The 20,768-nt window shown below is 60.8% G+C and carries 22 protein-coding genes; 7 read left to right on the forward strand and 15 right to left on the reverse strand.

What is annotated here, in order from left to right:
- Positions 1-3,132 (reverse strand): excinuclease ABC subunit UvrA, encoded by a 3,132-nt coding sequence (uvrA, locus tag VGU25_18395; GenBank protein ID HEV2579183.1) that lies wholly within the window; start codon positions 3,130-3,132, stop codon positions 1-3.
- A 405-nt stretch (positions 3,133-3,537) separates the two neighbouring features.
- On the opposite strand from uvrA, the gene VGU25_18400 reads away from it, so the two are divergent.
- Entirely contained in the window at positions 3,538-3,696 is a 159-nt protein-coding gene (locus VGU25_18400) for a hypothetical protein (GenBank protein HEV2579184.1), read from the forward strand.
- A gap of 94 nt (positions 3,697-3,790) precedes the next feature.
- On the opposite strand, the gene VGU25_18405 is transcribed toward VGU25_18400, so the two are convergent.
- The gene (locus VGU25_18405; protein ID HEV2579185.1) at positions 3,791-4,741 is read right to left on the reverse strand and encodes a hypothetical protein; all 951 of its coding nucleotides are present in this window, start codon (positions 4,739-4,741) and stop codon (positions 3,791-3,793) included.
- Between the two features lie 337 nt (positions 4,742-5,078).
- Between VGU25_18405 and VGU25_18410 the strand changes: the two genes are divergently transcribed.
- The 3 genes from VGU25_18410 (at position 5,079) to VGU25_18420 (ending at position 7,905) form a co-directional block, all read left to right on the forward strand.
- Complete coding sequence (locus VGU25_18410; protein ID HEV2579186.1) at positions 5,079-5,993, forward strand: hypothetical protein; 915 nt, start codon at positions 5,079-5,081, stop codon at positions 5,991-5,993.
- 185 nt (positions 5,994-6,178) lie between these two features.
- Positions 6,179-6,826, forward strand: coding sequence for a nitroreductase family protein (locus VGU25_18415; GenBank protein HEV2579187.1), 648 nt, complete (start codon positions 6,179-6,181; stop codon positions 6,824-6,826).
- A gap of 119 nt (positions 6,827-6,945) precedes the next feature.
- Positions 6,946-7,905: an alpha/beta hydrolase gene (locus tag VGU25_18420; GenBank protein ID HEV2579188.1), complete on the forward strand. Its 960-nt coding sequence runs from the start codon at positions 6,946-6,948 to the stop codon at positions 7,903-7,905.
- A gap of 49 nt (positions 7,906-7,954) precedes the next feature.
- Here VGU25_18420 and VGU25_18425 read toward each other — a convergent pair whose 3' ends face one another.
- Complete coding sequence (locus tag VGU25_18425) at positions 7,955-8,584, reverse strand: UbiX family flavin prenyltransferase (protein HEV2579189.1); 630 nt, start codon at positions 8,582-8,584, stop codon at positions 7,955-7,957.
- A gap of 173 nt (positions 8,585-8,757) precedes the next feature.
- Between VGU25_18425 and VGU25_18430 the strand changes: the two genes are divergently transcribed.
- On the forward strand, positions 8,758-9,885 hold the full coding sequence (locus VGU25_18430; GenBank protein ID HEV2579190.1) for a hypothetical protein: 1,128 nt from the start codon (positions 8,758-8,760) through the stop codon (positions 9,883-9,885).
- Positions 9,886-9,942: 57 nt separating this feature from the next.
- Positions 9,943-10,356 carry a hypothetical protein gene (locus tag VGU25_18435; protein ID HEV2579191.1) on the forward strand — a complete coding sequence of 138 codons (414 nt, stop codon included), beginning with the start codon at positions 9,943-9,945 and terminating at the stop codon, positions 10,354-10,356.
- Between the two features lie 25 nt (positions 10,357-10,381).
- On the opposite strand, the gene purB is transcribed toward VGU25_18435, so the two are convergent.
- Positions 10,382-11,692 (reverse strand): adenylosuccinate lyase, encoded by a 1,311-nt coding sequence (gene purB, locus VGU25_18440; protein HEV2579192.1) that lies wholly within the window; start codon positions 11,690-11,692, stop codon positions 10,382-10,384.
- Between the two features lie 182 nt (positions 11,693-11,874).
- On the opposite strand from purB, the gene VGU25_18445 reads away from it, so the two are divergent.
- Complete coding sequence (locus VGU25_18445) at positions 11,875-12,354, forward strand: MarR family transcriptional regulator (protein HEV2579193.1); 480 nt, start codon at positions 11,875-11,877, stop codon at positions 12,352-12,354.
- A gap of 1 nt (position 12,355) precedes the next feature.
- On the opposite strand, the gene VGU25_18450 is transcribed toward VGU25_18445, so the two are convergent.
- From VGU25_18450 to VGU25_18500, 11 genes are all read right to left on the reverse strand, one after another.
- A complete protein-coding gene (locus VGU25_18450; protein ID HEV2579194.1) occupies positions 12,356-12,613 on the reverse strand; it encodes a glutaredoxin family protein in 258 nt (85 codons plus the stop codon).
- Positions 12,614-12,654: 41 nt separating this feature from the next.
- The gene (locus tag VGU25_18455; protein HEV2579195.1) at positions 12,655-13,434 is read right to left on the reverse strand and encodes a glucose 1-dehydrogenase; all 780 of its coding nucleotides are present in this window, start codon (positions 13,432-13,434) and stop codon (positions 12,655-12,657) included.
- A 26-nt stretch (positions 13,435-13,460) separates the two neighbouring features.
- Entirely contained in the window at positions 13,461-13,952 is a 492-nt protein-coding gene (locus VGU25_18460; protein ID HEV2579196.1) for a DUF3175 domain-containing protein, read from the reverse strand.
- Between the two features lie 32 nt (positions 13,953-13,984).
- The gene (gene tadA, locus VGU25_18465) at positions 13,985-14,482 is read right to left on the reverse strand and encodes a tRNA adenosine(34) deaminase TadA (protein ID HEV2579197.1); all 498 of its coding nucleotides are present in this window, start codon (positions 14,480-14,482) and stop codon (positions 13,985-13,987) included.
- A 22-nt stretch (positions 14,483-14,504) separates the two neighbouring features.
- Entirely contained in the window at positions 14,505-15,194 is a 690-nt protein-coding gene (locus VGU25_18470; GenBank protein HEV2579198.1) for a phospholipase D-like domain-containing protein, read from the reverse strand.
- Positions 15,195-15,280: 86 nt separating this feature from the next.
- A complete protein-coding gene (locus VGU25_18475; protein ID HEV2579199.1) occupies positions 15,281-16,345 on the reverse strand; it encodes an agmatine deiminase family protein in 1,065 nt (354 codons plus the stop codon).
- A 95-nt stretch (positions 16,346-16,440) separates the two neighbouring features.
- A complete protein-coding gene (locus tag VGU25_18480) occupies positions 16,441-17,877 on the reverse strand; it encodes an oligogalacturonate lyase family protein (protein ID HEV2579200.1) in 1,437 nt (478 codons plus the stop codon).
- Between the two features lie 156 nt (positions 17,878-18,033).
- Complete coding sequence (locus VGU25_18485; protein HEV2579201.1) at positions 18,034-18,966, reverse strand: carbon-nitrogen hydrolase; 933 nt, start codon at positions 18,964-18,966, stop codon at positions 18,034-18,036.
- A 9-nt stretch (positions 18,967-18,975) separates the two neighbouring features.
- On the reverse strand, positions 18,976-19,383 hold the full coding sequence (locus VGU25_18490; GenBank protein HEV2579202.1) for a type II toxin-antitoxin system VapC family toxin: 408 nt from the start codon (positions 19,381-19,383) through the stop codon (positions 18,976-18,978).
- A complete protein-coding gene (locus VGU25_18495; protein HEV2579203.1) occupies positions 19,380-19,673 on the reverse strand; it encodes a type II toxin-antitoxin system prevent-host-death family antitoxin in 294 nt (97 codons plus the stop codon). The genes VGU25_18490 and VGU25_18495 overlap by 4 nt, the downstream gene beginning before the upstream one ends.
- Before the next feature lie 93 nt (positions 19,674-19,766).
- Positions 19,767-20,318 (reverse strand): arginine decarboxylase, pyruvoyl-dependent, encoded by a 552-nt coding sequence (locus VGU25_18500; GenBank protein ID HEV2579204.1) that lies wholly within the window; start codon positions 20,316-20,318, stop codon positions 19,767-19,769.
- Between the last annotated feature and the right edge of the window lie 450 nt (positions 20,319-20,768).

The following is a 20,768-nucleotide window of genomic DNA, read 5'->3' on the forward strand; positions in this document are numbered from 1 at the left end:
TTATCGCGTTGACACCAGTTCCTGCTCCGCCGGCGCCTTTGCTGCTCTCTTCTTCGTGGCCCGTTTCGCCGGTGCAGCCTCCGGTTTCTTCTTCGACGGCGTTGGCACTCCAGTCTTCTTTTCCGGCGCAGCACGCTTCGCTTTCGGCGTCTTTTTCGCCAGATCCGGAAGCTCCGTTGGCGGCAGCGTCACTCTGCCATGTTCATTCTCCGCGCCCTCATAGTAGCGCGCCAGGAACTGCCCCGTATGTGACTCTTTCGTCATAGCGACGACCTCCGGCGGCCCCTGCGCAACAATCTTTCCGCCGCCCTCGCCACCCTCCGGTCCCAGGTCGATCAGATAGTCGGCATTCCGAATAATGTCCAGATTGTGCTCGATAATGATGACCGTATTGCCAAGGTCCGTCAGTCGGTGCAGCACCTCCAGCAGCCGCCGCACGTCGTCAAAGTGCAACCCCGTCGTCGGTTCATCCAGCAGATACAGCGTCTTGCCTGTCTGCCGTTTGCTCAGCTCTTTGGCCAGCTTCATCCGCTGGGCTTCGCCACCGGACAACGTGGTCGCCGATTGCCCCAGGTGCACATAGCCAAGCCCGACATCCACCAGCGTTTGCAGCTTCTGATTCACCGCCGGAATGTCCTTCAGAATCGGCAGCGCATCCTCAATCGGCAGATCCAGAATGTCCGCGATGGAGTAGCCGTTGAACTTAACGCTCAGCGTCTCCTGGTTGTAGCGCCGCCCGTTGCACACATCGCAAAGGACATACACATCCGGCAGAAAGTTCATCTCAATCCGGCGCTGTCCTTCGCCCTGGCACGCCTCACACCGTCCGCCCTGCACGTTGAAACTGAACCGCCCCGGCTTATACCCGCGCTCGCGCGACTCCGGCAGCATCGCAAACAGATCGCGAATCGCCGTGAACACACCTGTATACGTCGCAGGATTGGACCGCGGCGTTCGGCCAATCGGCGACTGATCGATCTGGATCACCTTATCCAGCTGCTCGATACCGTGGATCGCCTTGTGCTCGCCCGGGTCCTCACGCGAGCCGTACAGCTCCTTCGCCAGCGCGCGATACAAAATGTCGTTCACCAGCGTCGACTTGCCCGACCCGCTGACACCCGTCACCACCGTCATCACGCCGAGAGGGAAGTGCGCGTCAACGTTCTGCAGATTGTGCGAGCGCGCATCCTGCACCGAAAGCCAGCGTCCCGTCACCGGCCTTGGCGCTGCGCTCGGGCGCGTCACAATATCGATCTCGCCCGAAAGATACTTGCCGGTCACGGACGCCGGATTCGCCATGATCTCCGCAGGCGTTCCCGCGGCGATCAGCTCTCCGCCGTTCTTTCCTGCGCCCGGCCCCAGGTCGAGCACATAATCCGCCTTGCGAATCGTGTCCTCATCATGCTCCACAACGAGCACGGTGTTGCCCAGGTTCCGCAAATTCTCGAGTGCCGTAATCAACCGCTGATTGTCGCGCTGGTGCAGCCCAATCGAAGGCTCATCCAGCACATACAACACACCTCGGAGGCGCGATCCAATCTGCGTGGCTAAGCGAATTCTCTGGCCCTCGCCTCCGCTCAGCGTCGCCGCACTGCGATCCAGCGACAGATACCCAAGCCCCACCGCATTCAAAAATTCCAGCCGCTCGATGATCTCGCGCTGCAGCCGGTCTGCAATCAACTTGTCGCGCCCGACGAACACCATCGACCGCGCACCCATCATCGCCCGCTCCAGCGACAACGCCGTGAAGTCCGCAATCGAAACCGATTTGCGGGAATTCGGCGAACCTATCGGTTCCACATCGCGATCCTCGCGATTCACCGGCGGATGCTCCGCCGCATCCGCAATCGGGATCGTCACCGCCAGCGACTCCGGCCGCAGCCTTCGCCCGTGGCAGCGCGGGCACTCCGTCGCCGACATGTACTGCATCATGTACTCGCGATAGCCTTCGGACTTCGTCTCCTCCAGGGTGTCGCGCAGCCACGGAATAATGCCGTGAAAACCGGTTCTCGCAGCCTCAGGACGCGGCGGACCGTACAGCAACAGCTCCTGGTCAGCCTTCGTCAGCTCCTGAAACGGCCGCTTCAAATTGATCTTGTACTTGTCCGCCGCCAGCTTGATCAGCCGCACCAGATATTGCGACGCGGAACCCGGCCCCATTGCGCCATCGAGCAGCGGTTTCGACCAGTCCGCAATCGTCTTCGCCGGATCGAAGTCATAGATCGACCCCAGCCCGTGGCACTCCGGGCAAGCGCCATATGCCGAGTTGAAGCTGAAACTCCTCGGCTCCAGTTTCGGCACGTTGATCCCACAGTCCGGGCACGCCATTGACGAGCTGAACAGAGTCTCGTGATACTCCCCACCCGGCGCCTGCAATCCAATCAGCACCAGCCCATTCGCCAACTGCAGCGCCGTCATCACCGCCGCCTGCAGCCGCCGCGTATCCAGTGGTGCGCGTCCGCTCGCGCCCGGCTCGCCGGGCACCGGCTTCAAAATGATGCGGTCGACAATCGCCTCGACCGTGTGGTTCTTGCGCTTCTCGAGCCGCATCCCCTCTTCGACCTCGGTGATCTCGCCATCGATCCGGACGCGGTAGCCCTTCTTGTCCAGCGCCTCCAGCTCCTCGCGAAACTCGCCCTTGCGCCCCCGCACCACCGGCGCCAGCACCGTAATCCGCTCACCCGGCGATTCGGTCTGGTTGCGCTCCACGATCTGCGCCACAATCTGGTCCGCGCTCTGTCTCGAAATCGGCCGGTGGCAGTTCGGGCAATGCGGCTGGCCCACGCTCGCCCATAGCAGCCGGAGATAGTCATAAATCTCGGTGATCGTGCCCACGGTCGAACGCGGGCTCCGCGACGTCGTCTTCTGCTCAATTGAAATCGCTGGGCTCAGGCCCTCAATCGAGTCGACATCCGGCCGCTCCATCTGGTCCAGAAACTGCCGTGCGTACGCCGAGAGCGTCTCCACGTACCGGCGCTGGCCTTCCGCATAGATGGTGTCGAACGCAAGTGAGCTCTTGCCCGAACCGGACAGCCCCGTCACCACGGTCAGCGAATTCCGTGGGATCGATACCGACACGTCCCGCAGATTGTGCTGCCGGGCGCCGCGCACATGGATGTGAGTGAGACTCATAGGCGTGCATTGGCCGTTTCCGGCCATCTTCCTAGGATACAAGCTCCGCCGCCCTTCCTCCGATAAGTCACCCGCTCGGCGCCGATCCAGTGGCGCCCTTGCCGTCTTCGCGGGCTTGATCGTCTTTGCTTTTTTGGTTGTCATCCCCGTAGGGGATCTGCTTTTGTCTTTCTTCCAGGCCGCCACACCCATCCCCGCACATGCCTTTGGTCGTACACGAGTCGCACACGCACGTCATAACGCGGTCGGGGAATCGCGGTCGCCAATAGTGGGTGCTAGTTTTCCAGAGACACGGCGAACTGTAAGCCTCAGACTTGTCTGTGGCTGGCACGTCAAACGGTTGAACGCCGCAGCGGGCCACCTCACCGCAGGCTTTTTGCGGGGACAGGCTGGAAGGACCTCAAGATGCTGATCACGTTGATGTTAGGTTGCGCAATTCTTGCTTCGCTGGCGTTCGGCGTCCTTGCGGCCTACGGCGTTTGCCTCGGATTTTTTCACGTTATGGCCGGCCGCACCGCCGCAACCGTGCACACCGCCGCTGCCCCCGCCAAGGCCGAGATCTAGCTCCACCAAATCTGAACCTGCATAATCCGCGCGCACATAATCTGCGCCGGCCGCATTTAACTGTTCCACGTGGAACAAAAGGCGAAATCCCACGCTACTGCGGCGCTGAGGATCCCTGTGGATTTGCCTGCGGATTTGTCTTCGCTGGCTGTTGCTGCAGTTGTTTCAATTCCTCGTAAATCTCCTGCGGCGTCTTCGCCCCGCTTGTAGCCGTTGCCGGCGGTGCCGTGTTCGGGTTGCCGTTCGTCGTCTGGCTCGTAAACCCCTCGGTCGTGCTCCCGGCAGGCGGCGGATTCGGTGCGTCCACAATCCCGCTGACCGGCTGCGCCGTCGAGGGCGTCGGCAACGTATTCACCGGAACCGAGTTCGTGACCGGCAGCGTCGATGCGGTTGGCGAAACGTTGTTTGGACTTCCGAGCACATTATTCGCCGGCTGCGGCATGCTCGGTGGAGTTGATGGTGCAGGTGTCGTGTTCGTCGTCGCGACCGGCTGTGCAGGCTGCGAGGGCTGCGCTGCGCCGGGCAGTGGGAGCTCCGGTTCGGTCTCGGTCACGTCGTAGCTGGCGGAGCCTGGTCCGGGCGGTGTGGCCCCTCCGCTTCGGGGCGATAACACTAACTGCTCGGGAGTGTGATCCAGCGTTTCCTGCAGCAACATGTTGGTGTTTGTGCCGTCGAGGAGCGTTTGGAGCACAGTTGCTGCGGGCGCCGGGCCATAACTGCCATAAACGCGCTGATCCGCTACGCCGCCGATGATTTTCATGCCGGTTTGGCGCGAAATATCGCGCAAAATCTGGTTCAAACTCGAATTATCGGCACGAATTTGCAGCATTCCGTCGGTATAGATCACGCGTGCGCGGTGCCGCTGCTGCTGGTTCGCTCCACCTGGAGCGGCGGCGATCGGGGGCATCGAACTCTGGTTCAACATCGACGTGGGTGGATTCGCCGGGAGCCTTGAACCCGTTTGCGCGCCTGCCGCAATCGCAACGCTGCACAGGCCGGCAATCATCCACTTCCACGGCACCGCTGCTCTGTACGCAAACCCCATCGTTCTGCACCACATCGTTCTAATGGGACGTGGACTGCGAGGCGGAGGTAGCTCGAAAAGCGGCATCGCGTTCAGAATACGCTCCGGCTTTGACCATTGGCCCGCTGCTGGACGCAAGGCGGTGTGCGCCCGTATGCTGAGGCAGCCGAGCGACTTCCTCAGGAGACCTCCTCTGCGCGACGTGCTTAGTAACGGCCCCCGAATTCTTCCGGCTCGTCCTGGAGCCACTGGTCTTGGAGCCAATCGTTCCCTTTGTTTGCTGGCCGTTGCGGGTCTCTGCATCGCGTTTCAGGCGTTTGCTCAATCGGAGCCCTCCACCTGCACCACGCAGTCCGCGATGTCCGGCGACGTGCGCCAAACCATAGCGAACGACGCGCTGGCGCTCGCAACGGCTGTCAAGGCAAATGATGCCGAGCGCGTGCGCTCGATGAGCACGCCTGACATCTCCTCCAACTTCGACACGACTGCTTTCGTGCTCCACCAGACCTCGGCAGCAATCGCCGCCGATACGCTTCGCGTGGCGCAGGTCTATCGCCTGGATGCCAGCGCTCGCAAGGCAGGGGACAACTCCGAGGCGGACTTCGCCTGCGCGTTGTCGGGCAGTGCGTCCGAGGTGGATTTCGTGATCCCGGGACTTCCGCCAGGCATCTACTCCTTCGCGATTGTCGAGGCTGAGGGTGAGCGTCCGTGGCTGCTTCCGGTGCTGCTTGTCCAGCAGGGAAGCGCGTGGAAGATGGCGGGCTTCTATCCCCACCCGCGTACGGCGGCCGGGCACGACGGCCTGTGGTACTGGACGACGGCGCGGGCGGATGCGAAGGCCGGCAAGAAGTGGCTGGCGTGGGTGCTCTATGGAGAGGCAGACCAGCTTCTGCGGCCGGCAAACTTTGTGAGCACGACGCACCTCGATCAGCTTCGCAGCGAGCGCCGCAACAACGCGCCGGGCGAGCTGAGCGATGGCATCAGCGCGGAGAATCCACTGGTGATCAAAGCCAGGGATGGCTCCGAATTTCATCTCACTTCGCTAGGAAGTGCGGTGACGGACGACGGTAAAGGTGTTGATCTGGTGCTGCGGTATCGCGCTGATTCCGCACTCGGCGGCGATGCGGCGCATGTTCGGAATGTAGCGGCTGCGTCGGCCCTGCTTACCGCGCATCCTGAGCTCCGCGAAGGCTTCTCCGGTGTTACCGTGTTCGCGGAAGTTACAGGACAGACTCCTTTCGCGACCGAACTTAACTTTGCCGAGATTCACTAAAGCATGTCTCCTGACACCATCGTTCGTCAGAAATCTGCGGAGGTCGTTTTCTTTGAGAGAAAACGCACCGACGGTATTCGCCTTGACGGCACCTTCAGGAGAAATGCTCTAGGCGGTACCGTTCTCTAGGGCGTGTTTGCGGCTAATATGCTCAAGAGCGCAATTCGCGTGGAGGAATGAAAGAAATGGCCAATGCACCAAGATCGCTCGCCGAAGCGATTCGCCAGCGGCGGGCGACGCCCAGCTTCGACGGAGAGCCGATTCCTCCCGGCGACCTCCGGCAGATCCTCGAAGCCGGCCTGAATGCTCCGAGTGGGTACAACATGCAGCCATGGCGCTTCATCGTGGTGCAGCACCCGGAGCAGCGGCGACGGCTGCGGGCGGCGAGCTACAACCAGGCCAAGGTGGAAGAGGCGTCGGCAGTGATTGTGGCTTGCGGAGATCGCGATGGTTGGCGGCGCGACCTGGATGAGATGCTGCGGATGGGGCGTGCAGCAGGCATGCCGGAGAGCTATGCAGCGCAGGCCGCGACCAGCGTCCCGGCGTATCTTTCCAGCTTTTCGCACGACCAGATGACGGCGTGGCTGAATAAGCAGGTGATGCTGGCATTCACGTCCATGATGCTGATGGCCGAGGTGCTGGGCTATGACACGGCACCGATGGAGGGCTTTGAGCAGAGCAAGGTGTGCGAGACGCTGCGCCTGCCGATGAGCTACTGGGTCGTGGCTCTGCTCGCCATCGGACATCTCAAAGGACCGGACAAGTTCAACGGCGGACGCTTCGATATCGCACACACGGTCTTCGCCGAGGAGTTCGGCAAGCCGTACCGCTAGTGACAAAGGGTAGAGGATAACGGGTAGAGGGTAGACGGAGATTCCTGCTCGCACGCCGGGGACCTCTGGGTTGTACATTGAATCCAAGAGAGACGCGGAAGAGGAGTTGCGTTACCCCGATGAGAACGCTGGGCCGTATTGTGCTTGCCGTATTGGTGCTGGCAGTTCTGCTGGCGGTTGCGTTTTTCGTGCGTCCTATCTGGGTCACGAGGCAGGCGACGCATTTCGGCCTGTTCCTGTCGCATGTGCAGAGCAACTATGTGCTGACACCCGAAGGCCGGGTGCACTACTACGAGGCCGAGCCGCGCATTCCCGGCGGCGGAACTCCGATTGTTCTGGTTCATGGTCTCGGCGATCGCGATGAGGCCTGGGCGCCGATGCTGAAGCGCCTGAAGCGTGCCGGCTTCCACGTGTACGCGCCGGATCTGCTCGGCTATGGCCGCTCTCCGAAGCCGCAGGATGGCGATTACTCCGTCAACGGCGAGACAAAGTTTGTCTATGACTTTATTCAAGCGCTGGGCCTGCAAAAGACCGACGTTGGCGGCTGGTCGATGGGTGGGTGGATCGCCCTGAAGCTTGCGCTGGATCACCCCGACGTCGTCGACCGGGTTGTGGTCTATGATCCGGCCGGTCTTCGCTTCAATATCAGCGAGCCGAGGAAGCTGTTCGAGCCACAGACGACGGATGACGTGCAGCGCCTGTTCTCCGTGATGGAGCCGGATGCGAAGCCGATTCCGAATTACGTTCGCCGCGATCTTCTTCGCGCGATCCAGAACATGCAGTGGACGGTCGACAAGAACCTAAGCTCGATGACTGAAAATGACCTTCTCACCAACCGGGTCTCTTCGTTGTCCGAGCCGCTGCTTATCGTGTGGGGAGCGGACGATAAGCTGATTCCGCTCTCCGTTGGGCAGCAGATGCACCAGCTCGTTCCGTCTTCCGAACTCGATATTCTTGCGGGTTGCGGCCACCTGGCGCCGAACCGCTGCTCGGCGCGTGCGGCGCAGGCGACGGCGGATTTCCTGAAGGCGAATCCGGTGCCGACGGGCAGCGTTCGCACGCTGCAGTCGATGCATTAAGACCAGCGAGTCAGCAGGTCAGCGAGGCGCCGACTGGAAGCGTTCGTGGCTACTCGGAATGCGAATCGGCTCCCCAGACGAACGCGTCGGACTGCGGCAGCCCGACGTGCTGCAGCACCCGGTGGACAAAGTTCCGGGCGATGTCGTCGGTGGTTTTGGGCTCGTTGTAGAAGGTGGGGATCACCGGGAAAATGGTGGCTCCGGCCTCGGCGGCCGCAGCCATGTTGCGGATGTGGATGAGGTTCAGAGGCGTCTCGCGGACACAGAGCACCAGCCGCCGCTTCTCCTTGAGGCAGACGTCGGCGGCTCGTTCCACGAGGTTTCCGGCTATCCCGTGGGCGATGCCGGCCAGCGTGCCCATGGAGCAGGGAAGCACGATCATGGCGTCGCAGGGGTAGGATCCACTGGCGATCGGAGCCCCGATGTCCTCATGCGCATGGTGGACGATCTTGTGCGTGGCCTGATCCTTGGACTTTCCTCCAAGTAGCTTGTCTGTCAATGACTTGCGGCCATTGATTCCGGTCTCCTCGGCTAGCACTCGAAGGGCGCCGGGTGAGATAATGAGGTGTACCCGGCCGACTCGGTCGTCAGCGGCCAAGGCGCGCAGCATCTCAATAGCAAGCACCGAGCCGCTTGCGCCGGTCACGGCTAAAGTCAAAATTCGCAGAGGTTTGTCCACTTTCTAACCAGTTCCTGCGTCATTATCTACGTCCGGAAGGAGCTTTTGGGCCTTTCTGGAAAAAGTCGCAGCGACATTTGCCTCGACTTACGGTTAACTTTTTTATGGCAGAATTCCGTCGCAGCAAAGCGCCCCCCCGCGCCGCTACCCCGGAAATGGGCCTGGGAGCGTGTTTGATTCAGCGCCTCGCGCGAGGCGTCTCCCTCGCGATTGCCCTGTTGATTGTGGCGGCAATTCCGGCGCACGCGTCCGTGTCGTTGCTGCTGGAGCAGCCGTATGGCGGGCTGGGGGTGGTGAATCCTACTGGCCATGCCGCGCTTTACCTGGATCATGTGTGCGCGGCCAGTCCCGTCCAGCTTCGTCCGTGCGCGCCGGGTGAGCTGGGCGTGGTGATCAGCCGGTATGACGGCATCACGAATCATGACTGGATCGCCGTTCCGCTGCTGCCGTACCTGTACGCTGTGGAGTCGCCGGCCGACATTCCGCAGACGATGAACCGGGAGCAGGAGACCCTGCTGCGGGACCTGTATCGGCGGCACGCGCTGGAGTCAGTTGCGCCGGATTTGCCGAATGGAGGCACGCCGGAGGGGAACTGGTATGAGCTGGCGGGCTCAGCCTACGACCGCACGATCTATGGCTTCAGCCTGGCGACGACCCCGGAGCAGGATGCGCGCCTGATTGCGATCTTCAATGATCGCCACAATGTGGAACATTACAACGGGGCTTTCCGGAACTGTGCGGATTTTGCGCGAACCACGATCAATCTTTTGTATCCGCACGCGATCCGGCGCAACTTCGTCGCGGACTTCGGGCTGACGACGCCGAAGTCGGTGGCGCGCGCGCTGACGCACTATGCCTCCAAGCACCCGGGTGTGGATTTTCAAGTCTTCAGGATTCCGCAGGTGCCGGGTTCCATACCGCGGTCGTATGGTGTGCAGGGCGTGACGGAGAGCCTGCTGAAGCGCTATGGCGTTCCCCTCGTCGTGCTGTCGCCTGTGGTCACGGGGATCGTATTCGTCGCGTATATGGGGCACGGGCGTTTTGACATGCCGCGGAACGCGCCGGTGCTTGACCTGCGGCAGACGGCGGTAGGCGCGGAAGAATCGGCGGACGTCGACGCGCTGGAGCATGTGTCGCCACCGTCATTGCCGCTGCCGACGCCCTCGGGCGTGGCGATGCGGACTCCGCTGCCTTTGAACCTCATGACTCCCCAGGGTCCGCCGCCGGCGGTGGATACCCGGATTCCTGATCCGTCGGAGCGGATTCCCTCGGAGCTGTTCGTTCCTGCTGGAAACAACTGAGATCCGAGCCCTTCGCAGGCTGGCGTTGTGTCATCCTATGAGTGGATTCGGGTGAAGATGAACCTTCGCGAACAACCACTCGGAAAGAACGTCCGCTTCCTGCTGCCTTCGCTCAAGCTGAAGGAGCCGTGCTCTGGTGGGGGCACGATCGAGCAGTCTGTCCACGTGTACCTGGTAGAACATTTCGGCGGCTACACCGTGACGTCGGGAACGGTCTCAGGATATTGGCGCGAGGAGGACGGAAGCCAGTCGTACGGCGAGCACCGCGAGTTCACGGTGGCGCTGCACGACGATGGCAAGCTGCCTGATTTGAAGCGCTTTCTGGCACTGACAGGGCGGCGGCTGTGCGAGTCGTGTCTGTATGTCGAGGTCGCAGGCTACGCCGTGCTGCTCTACAGCGCGGAGGATGAAGACTTCGACGTGGATTCATGCCTGAGCACACCGGCCGAGGAGCCGTCGTCAGCGCGCTGATTGGCGCATCAGGTTGCGAGCTGGCTTAATCCAGGTCGGCGTCCTCGGCTAATACACGCTCGAAGATCGTGTCTACGTTTCTCAACTGCCGGCGATAGTTGAACACCTCTGCAAGCTGCTCGTTGGAAAGCCGCGTTGTAATTTCGGGATCGTTTTGTACGAGCTCGCGGAAATTCTTCTCGTTCGTCCAGGCGTCCATGGCGTGGCCTTGAACGAGCCGGTAGGCGTCTTCGCGGCTCATACCGGAGCCGGCGAGTTCCAGAAGGAGCTGCCCTGAGTAGACGAGTCCGTGGGTCGACTCGAGATTGCGCAGCATCCTCGCGGGGTAGACGAGCAACCGCTCGATCATGGTCGCCGTTTTGTCGAGAAGATAGTCGGTCAGAGTCGTTGAATCCGGCAGGACTACACGTTCCGCGGACGAGTGCGAGATGTCGCGCTCGTGCCACAATGCGACGTCTTCAAGGCCGACCTGCGCATTGGCACGCACCACTCGCGCGAGGCCAGAGATCTGCTCGGCGGTAATGGGGTTTCGCTTGTGCGGCATCGCGCTCGAGCCCTTCTGCTTGGCAGAGAAGAACTCCTCGGCCTCTCGGACCTCGGTGCGTTGCAGGTGCCGCACCTCCGTGGCGATCTTGTCCAGCGTGGAGCAAAGTACGGCGAGCGTACACAGATATGCGGCGTGGCGGTCGCGCTGCAGGACTTGCGTTGCAATGGCCGCCGGACGGAGCTCCAGTTCCTTGAGGATGGCGGCCTCATGTTCCGGCTCCAGGTGGCCGAAAGTGCCGACGGCGCCTGAAAGTTTGCCCACGCGGAGGTCTTCGGCGGCAGCGTCGAACCTTCGCAGGTTCCGATTTATCTCGGAGTACCAAAGGAGCAATTTCAGCCCGAAAGTCGTTGGTTCTGCATGAACTCCGTGCGTGCGGCCGATCGTCGGCGTGTGTTTGAACTCAATTGCACGCTTGCGCAAAACGTCGCGAAGTCGCACAATGCCAAAACGAATCAAACTGGAAGCCTGACGAAGAGCGAGTGCCTGCGCCGTATCGACAACGTCGGTGGAGGTGAGACCGTAGTGCAGCCAGCGAGCTTCAGGGCCCACTTTTTCCGCCACCGCTGTGGTGAAGGCCAATACGTCGTGACGCAGATCACATTCAAGTTCGTGAATGCGTTCTACGGTGAAGCTAGCTCGTGCACGTATCGCAGCCGCAGCCTCGGCCGGAACAATTCCTGCTCGAGCGAGCGTTTCGGTCGCCGCCAGTTCGACCCGCAGCCAGTTTTCAAAGCGGCTGTGCTCGGACCAAACGGAGGCCATCTGCGGGCGGGTGTAGCGGGGGATCATCGGGACTCCAAGGATAAGGTGAGGAGGATGTTATGGAACCTAAAGCGTTGCCAACTCAGAGCTCCCCGGCTAATATCGCAGCCACAAGGGCCCTTCAACGGAACGCCTTCTCCAGTGTAGCCGTACCTGCAGTTGGAGATGTAATTCGCAAATCGTCGCCCGATAGAATGGAGGGGCAGCTTATGGAAGAGAACGGAAGCAACGGTAATGCAGAGATTCCACGGCTGAGGGAACTCGCGGAATTTCGTTTCCAGTTGCGGCAATTCCTAAGCTTCAGCGAGATCTCATCAGAGCGCCACGGCATTCAGGCGCAGCAGTATCAACTTCTGCAGGTGATCGCTGCCGCGCCCCCCAGCCAGCCCGCTTCTGTCAGCTATCTCGCCGACCGGATGGTTCTGCGCCACAACAGCACCGTCGAGCTTGTCGACCGCGCCGAACGTGCAGGACTCGTGCGTCGTCATACGGACGAACGCGACCTGCGCCGCTCCATCATCAAGCTCACACCTACAGGCGATCAGCTTCTCCGCTCGCTGGTTGCGGAGCATATCCAGGAGCTCGAGCGGCTGAGTGACCGGCTCATTCATTCGATTCGAGCTGTGAATCACAGTGCGGCGCCGTCGACGCAGATGTCGGTGGGCACGGAAAGCGCGGGGACGGCCTGAGCTAGTCGTTTGTGACGCCGAACAGCTCTGCCATCTCGGCGTGAAGGAATCCGCGTCCGGGCCTGTACGGCTGAATCCACCTGCCATCGAGCACGAATTGTGGAATGGCGCGTTTGCCGGTGTGGCGGATCACTTCCTCCGCCGCGCCGGGCGTGCGTTCGATGTCGATCTCGTGGTATGCAATCGAGTGTTTGGTTAGAAACCGCTTGGCCTCGCGGCAGTCGCGGCACCAGTCAGCAGAGTAAACAACAAGCCCCATATAGCTATTCTCTCCGATCCGGCATAGACGACGCCCTCCGCCTATTGTTCGTGATAGTTGCGAATGAGGCCCCCGTCGATAAAGTACGTTGATCCAGTGACATACGCTGCTTCGTCTGAGGCCAGCCAGGCCACCAGCCCGGCCACCTCGTCCGACGTTCCCATGCGCCCCAGCGGGATGTTTCTGAGCAGTGGATCCAGCTTGCTCTTGTCGTCCAGGAGCGACTTGTTGATGGGTGTGATGATCGCTCCCGGGGCGACATTGTTCACCGTGATGCCAAGCGGACCGAGCTCTACCGCGAGGTCCCGCATCAGCATGCGCAGTCCGCCCTTGGACGCGCAGTAGGTGGGGAAGTGTGGGAACACCATGTCCTCGTGCACCGATGAGATGTTGATGACGCGGCCGGGCTTTTTCGCATCGCGCAGTTTGCGAACGAATGCCTGCGTGAGAAAGAAGACGCCTTTGAGATTTACGTCGAGGACCATGTCGTAGTCCTCTTCCGTCACGTCCCAGAAGTTCGCACCCTTTTCAACGCCTGCGTTGTTGACGAGGATGTCGCATCCGCCGAGCTGCGACCACGCCTGCTCGATCAGATTGTTAGTGTCGGCGACCTTCGTCACGTCGGCCATCACGGTGATGAACTTCGCCTGTGGATCTTTGGACTTGATCATGTTTTCGGTATCGGCCGCGCCCTGGTCACGGCTGCGGTAGTCGATGACCACAGCCGCGCCCTCGCTCGCCAACCGAACCGCAATCGCCTGTCCGATGCCGGAAGATGATCCGGTCACTACCGCTACTTTTCCGTCAAATCTTCCGGCCATCGTTCAAGTCGCCTTTTCTTTGAGTGTCAGCTCGACTTCTTTGTCGAGCGCCGCGAGTGTGAGCTTGCGGTGGATTTACGCTTCGATCCGCTCTTAGCTGCCGAACTGCTTTTGCTTCTCGAACTGCTTGTGCTGCGGCTGTGGGGTCGCGAAGAGCTCTTGCCTTCCTTCTCACGGAGAATGTCTTTGGCATTCTCGAGAGTGTGCTTGCGCTCGCTGGACAGGTTCTTGCCGCCGCGGTTCTCGTAGAAGCTGAGCATCTGCATCGCCTGGCCTGGTCCCTTGGGGGATACGGACTTCTTGGACAGGCCTTCGGCAATCTCCTTTGCAGATTTTTTGAAGAGGCCCGGGCCCGGCTTCGTCGAATCCGTCTTTACCTTTGCCGACCAGCGGCGCGAGGGTGGTGTGGTGGAGCGCTTTCCAGGTTTGGTTGGATAGGTCCTCTTCGCCGTGGAGCTGGAAGAGGATCGCTTGGCGGGCGACTTTGCGTGAGACGTGCGGGCGCTTCTGGTTGCCATGGCTTTGCCTCCATGACAGAGTGTGATGCCGTTTAGACGGTGCCTGCGTTGGCTCGGCGGCGACGAAAGAAATCACTCAGCATCGTCCCGCACTCCTCTGCCAAGACGCCTTCCACGACTTCAACGCGATGATTCAGTGCTGGATGGTTCATCACGCTGAGCACGCTGCCGCAGGCCCCGGCCTTAGGATCGCGCGCGGCGTAGAGCAACCGCGCGATGCGGGCATGCAGAATTGCGCCCGCGCACATGGAGCAGGGCTCGAGCGTGCAGACGAGCGTGCATCCTGTGAGCCGGTAATTTCCGAGAGCACGGCCAGCCTCGCGCATCGCCACAATTTCGCAGTGCGCGGTGGGATCGTTGTCCTGGATCACGCGATTCCATCCACGCCCGACGATGGTGAATCCGTCCGGCGCGACGACGATTGCGCCGACGGGGACCTCCCCGGCAGCCTCGGCAGCGCGGGCCTGTTCGATGGCGAGCTGCATGAGCGCTGCGTCAGACAGGCGCGCCGAAGAGGGAAGAGAACTCATTTACAAATAGATTATGGGATGGCTATGACTGCGGTTGCAGGTGCTCGTTATCCGGCCGTGCCCAGAGCTGGTTGAAATCGAGCTCAAATCGCCGCACGCTGGCTGCATCCCGCGTCAGCACGAGATCGTTGTCCTGGCGCTTCAGCGCGCTGGGAGAGAAGTTCGCGCTGCCGGAACGCAGCGTCTGGCCGTCCACGGCATAGGACTTCAGGTGCATCAGCACGCGCGAGTGCTTGATCCTGACCTCGACGTTTGGCGTCGCCGCAAGGCGCGCAATCACCGCTTCGGTGGTTGCGTCGGGGACGTCCTGCTCGTCGAAGAATCCATCCGCAAATTGGACGTCGCGCTTCCGGGCGGTCGGCCTCGGTGCGCCGTCGTGCTTCGCCGCGCGCTCCAGCTCGTCGTCCGATTGGCTGCGGTCGAGATACACACGAACCCGCACGCCGCGCCGGGCTGCGCTGGTGATCGCATCTCCGACGGCCTCGTCGGTGAAGCTGAAGCCGCATAGATCGATGGACTTGTGCGCTGAGCGCAGGAGGGCCAGGTCGTAGTGCTCGAGGTTTTCGGTCGGCGAGTAGTGGGTTTCCAGCGCGCCACTCGAAACGGGCGAGCTGTCTGCATGGCCCGGCAGGTTGACAGGGACTTCACACCCGCAAAGCAGGCCGAGACCCAATGCGCCGACAACAAACGAAAGCGAAGAAAACCGGGACATCAAAGCCAGTTTATTGACCGCCCGGCCTGTGCAAGCAGGGCGGGTCTCAAGTTAGGCAATGGCCGAGCGTGGTATTGCGTGGAACGCTACGCGGGCTCCTGTTGGGTCATGCAGTGCAGCGCGCCCAGGCCCCAGATGAAATCGGTGCAGTGGATGCCGGTCACGACGCGGTCGGGGAAGCAATCGGCGATGGTGTTGAGCGCGATGCGATCGTTGGGGTCGTTGAAGGTGGGGACCAATACCAATCCATTTGCAATGTAGAAGTTCGCGTAGCTTGCAGGCAGCCGCTGTCCTTCGAAGATGACAGGCGCGGGCATCGGCAGTCTTTTGATGGTGAACGGCTCACCGCGCAGGTTGCGCGCTGCGTGCAGGCGTTCGAGATTCTCGGCGAGCGGAAGATGATTCTCGTCCGCCGTATTCTCTTCGACCGCGGTGAGGATGGTGTTCTCGGCGACGAAGCGGGTGATGTCATCAACGTGGCCGTGCGTGTCGTCACCCGCGCATCCGCGGTTCAGCCAGATCACCTTCTCAATCCCGAGATACTCTGCGAACGCGCTTTCGAGCTGCTCCCGCGAGATGCCCGGATTGCGCTGCTGCACGTCGCTCAGCAGGCACTCCTCAGTTGTGAGCAGAACGCCCGCGCCGTTGGTGTCGATGCTTCCACCTTCGAGGACGAGCCTCTGCTCGGTGCCGTCGGCAAGCTTCACGTGTGGCTCGAAGCTGCGCATGCCGTAGAGCTTCGCGACGTGCTCCGGGATCTGGTCATCGTTGTGCCAGTTGTCGTATTTGGCCCACGCATTGAAGCGCCAGTTCGTGATGGCGAGGTTGCCGTCTGAGTTCTTCACAAAAATCGGACCGGAATCGCGGAGCCATACGCGATCCGTCGCCCAGGGGTGAAAATGCAGGCGCGCCAGGTTCGCGCCCTGCCGCTTCAGCATGCCGTAGGCACGCTTCTCCGCCGCGGCATCGTTCACGAGGATGTGCACATCCTCAACGCCCGAAAGCCAGCGCACGATCTCGCAGTAGACCCAGGGGATCGGCTGAAATTTCTTCGGCCAGTCCTCAGGATTGTGCGGCCAGGCTATCCAGGTTGCAGCATGCGGAGCCCACTCAGCGGGCATACGATAGCGGTTATTTTCCGGTTGCGACATTCATGTCTATTTTCGCAGAACAAGACCGTGCGAACATGCAGGCGAAATGAAAACGCGGCCCGCGAAAGCGAACGGCGCACTCATTAGTGCTCGGTCTACTTCGCGATCGCCTTCGTGTCCACCGGCACATGCGGGTTGTACTTCTTCGCCAGCTCCGGTGTGGAGAGGATCTCGCTCGGCTTAGGGTTCACGGCCTTGTCGACCTCGACGCCGATCACGTACTCCGGCCCAAACATATTGCTCGTAAAGAAGACCATCTTCTTATTGGGCGAGAAGCGCACGTTCGGCTCCTGGTGATAGTCGTGCCAGGCCATATTCACAAGGTGCTCGCTCGTGAAGTAGCCGGGCTGGAAGAAATCCGGATCGTTGATCGCGCCCGTCGTGTTGACGAGGTGCGGGTGAAACAGCTCGATCCACTCGCCGTCTGGAGCCTTCGCGACCTGGCCTGGATCACCGCCATCGCCGCAGAAGAGATCGAGGTCCTTCGTCAGGTTGAAGTGAATCGACCAGTCGTTGCGTTCCATGTGGTAGGCCGTGCGGCGGCCGTTGGCGAGATCGTAACCGGCGAGATAGAAATCCTGCCCCTTGATGGGCTGCCAGTCGTACCAGATCGTCTTGCCGTCGAGCCCCCAGAACTCGTGCCCGGCAATCTCCATCGCGATGCGCCGCTTGTGAATCAGCGTGTTGTGCGTGCCGTCGGTGTGGATCATCCAGATGCGGTCCACCTTCTGCCATGGGCCTTCGTGGCAGTACATCAGCAGCGTGGGATCGCTCGGCGAGAACAGCAGGTGATTGACCCAGTCCGTCGAATGCAGGAGCGGAAACAGTTTCCCGGTCTGCAGATTGATCGTGTAGAGCGTGAGCGGAATGTGCGCAGCCAGCCGCTGCTCCATCATCTGGCCCTTGTTCAGCGGCTGCACCAGCGGACCGGCCTGGCCCTTCGGGTTCACGCGATTCTGTCCGTAATCTGTGGCAGACTCCGGGTGGTCGAAGATCGTGCCGGCGCCGAGTGTCTCATCGGCGTTGATCGTCGCGACGCTCATCCCGCGCGGAAGATCGCAGAGCTTCGTCACCTCTTTGCTATAAACGTCCGCCTTGTAGAGCGAAACAACATGCGTCTGCGGATCGGCCTTGCTGAAAAACACGGAGTTGGTCTTGTGACCCGCGATGATCGCGTGCACACCGCCAAACCGGAACTGCTGGTTCGTCTCGTCCGCGGGACGCGGGGGATTCGGAACGATGAGCCACGTCCTGCGCGTCGCCAGATCGAGCCCGTGAATGCCGTCCGGCGCTGTATAGATCATCGTCTTCAGATCAGGGGTGTATGCATTGATGTTGAAGTAGAAACCGGAAGAGCCGGGCTCGTCCGTCATGCGCCAAACGCGATGACCCGTGTCCTTGTCCACCCATGTGCGCGGAGGGACTGCGCCCGTGCCACTCGGCTTGAGCGGTTCACGCTGTGCGAGGCCCGCAGCGGAAAAAGCGAAGAGAGCAGCGAAGGTGACGGCAAGACGGCGAATGGGGATGTTCACGTTGAGTACGCTCCGGTAAATGCTTCGCCGCGGAAAACATCCCGCGCTCAGTTCAAGGCAGCGCAAAGGAAGATTTCACCCGGCGTTCGCTTTATACACGGTACGAACGTGACTTGGAAACAGTTTCAAACTGGAAAATTGATCTTGCGAAACCCTCTAATCCAGAAACCGGCTCGTGATCCCGCCGTAGGCATCGATCCGGCGGTCGCGCAGGAACGGCCAGTGTTGGCGCGTCACTTCGACCTCTCTCGGGTCAAGCTCCGCGTACAGAATCTCTTCCCGGTCATGCGAGGCCCGGGTCAGAATCCTGCCGAACGGGTCCGCGATAAACGACCCGCCCCAGAACTCCAGCCCGGCGCCTTCCGGGCCTTTGAGCGTCGTTCCATCCGGGAGCTGCACGTCGCCATGCTCGTGCCCCACGCGGTTGACCGCGCAAACGAAGACGCCATTTGCGATTGCGTGCGCGCGTTGAATCGTCTGCCAGGCGTCGTACTGGCGCTCGCCAAACTCCTGCTTTTCGCTGGGGTGCCAGCCGATGGCAGTAGGGAAGAACAGCGTCTCTGCGCCTTTCAGTGCGGTGACGCGCGCGCCTTCCGGATACCACTGATCCCAGCAGACTAGTGTTCCAATCGGACCGGCAGAAGTCCGCTGCGCCTGGAATCCGAGATCGCCTGGTGTGAAGTAAAACTTCTCGTAGTAGAGCGGATCATCGGGGATGTGCATCTTGCGATAGAGCGAGACGACGTTGTCCTTCGCCGCGTCTCCTGCATAATCGAGCACCGCGGCGGTGTTGTGATACAGCCCTGCTGTGCGGCGTTCGAAGAGGCTCGCGATGACGACGAGCTTGTGCTCACGAACTACTTCGCTCAGCGCCTTTGTCGATGGACCCGGAATCGGCTCGGCGATATCGAACAGCGCATGGTCCTCGCGCTGGCAGAAGTATTGAGCTCGAAACAACTCGGGAAGACAGATCAGGCGAGCGCCGTTTTTCGCTGCTTCGCGCACGCGATCGACAGCTTTGGCGAGGTTCGCCTCGGTCGAGGCCTCGCAACCCATCTGAATTAACGCAACGCGAGTGGAGTTCTGCATAAATGCACCTCAGATGCGCTGTGCGCGGAAATAACCTTTGCTGGCCAGGTCAAGAAGCTTGCCGTCATCCGTCAGGAGCTGCAGGGAAGCTACTCGGGCGGTCGATGCAATGATGCGGTCTGCGGGATCGCCGTGGAATTCGGCAGGAAGCTCGGCACACTCGATCGCTATTTCCGGCGTGATGGGAACCAGACGGGCTCGTGTGAGACGAAGTGCATCGTTCATCCATGGGCGCAACGGTCGATCTAGAAGCATCTTCCCGCGAGACGTCTTCAAACTGATCTCCCAGAGCGAGATTGGGGAAAGATAAAGAGAGTCGTCGCGGAATGCTTCGCGGATAAGCCTTCGTGCTTCCGAGCCCAGCCGCTTATCTCCGCCGGCCAGCCACACGAAAGTGTGGGAGTCGAGCAGGATCATGCCATCGCTTCCCAAAGGTCGGGCTCGGGTCCGACGATATCGCCCACGACCTTGACGGACCCTTTCATGCAGCCGAAGGGATCATCGATGATACGGCTATCTATAGGGACGATCTGAACAAGGGGTTTTCCCCGTTTGGTGATTGTCACCGGACGGCGTTCGGTGCTGACGCGCTCGATGAGGCCGAGGAACTCCGCTTTCGCCTTGGCGGCAGCGACCGGTTGCTCGTCCAGGCGATTAGCAGCGCGCGAGCGTGCGGTTTTCGCTTGAACTTTTTTCGCGCTCCTCATGTGGTCACCTCAATGTGACTATCATATCAAAACTTGAAAACAGCAAAAGGCGCTGGCTTGGGACCAGCGCCTCTCTTTTCTCCTGCGCTGAAATTACTTGTCGTCGAAGATCAGAATCGCCGCGGCGATCGTTGTCGTCCAGCGGCCGTTCTTATCGCCGACGGCAGACTGCGTCACGTTTGCCGTGCGGACGATCTTGTCCGACATCCGATAGATCTCTTTCTTCTCGTCCCAGCCCTTATCCGGATCGAACTCAACGTCCAGCGTCGTCGCCAGCATCTCTGCGGCGAGCTCTTCAGCGTAGTCGCCGGCCTGCTCTTCTGTCTCGCCGAAGCTGTGGTGCTCGCTCAGATAGCCGTAGGTGTTTTTGTCCGTCGGGATCGCAACGCCAATCGAGCTCACCACCAGCCGGTGCGGCTCGCGCGTCGAGTTCTCCGCGACGACCGCAAACACCACCTCGCCGGGATGCAGATACTTCAGCCCTTCCTTGCGCGTCACGAGTTTGCACTGTGGCGGAAAGATAGATGACACGCGCACCAGATTTTGCGCAGCGATGCCTGCATCACGAAGCGCCAATTCGAAGGAGGTCAAACGCTCCTTGTGTTTACCAACGCCCTTCGTGAAAAAAAGGCGCTTGGGGACCATGTCCTTGCCCAATGAATGTTCCTCCAGATGTGTCCGCTTGCCAGAGTTGGCCGACCGGCGAGATAGCGAACAGCGCGTTCGCCCCAAGGAAAATTATCACATGCGAAGCCGCCAAACGAATCGCGCCCGTCCGTGAAAATCCCTCTTGCGCGCTCTTTGGCATCAGCAGCGCCCTTTCGCGGAATCCGCCGTGGTACTTGACGGCTCTTTCTGCTAATTTTTATTTGTGGCGCAAGTACGGCCCGCGACGCCCGGACATAGCCACAGCGGATCTCCACCCCACCCAAAATCTATTGGCAGCCATGACTGCCCCAAGGAGTGCTATGTCGAGCGAATACCGCAACTTTCTCGAGCTGTCGTATGAAGAGCTTGAGGAGATGAATCTGAAGGCCAAGGACCAGCGTAAGAAGCGTGTCGCGATCGACAAGCTGCAGGAAGAGCGTGTGAAGT

Source organism: Acidobacteriaceae bacterium (assembly GCA_035944135.1).
Lineage (GTDB): Bacteria > Acidobacteriota > Terriglobia > Terriglobales > Acidobacteriaceae > Granulicella.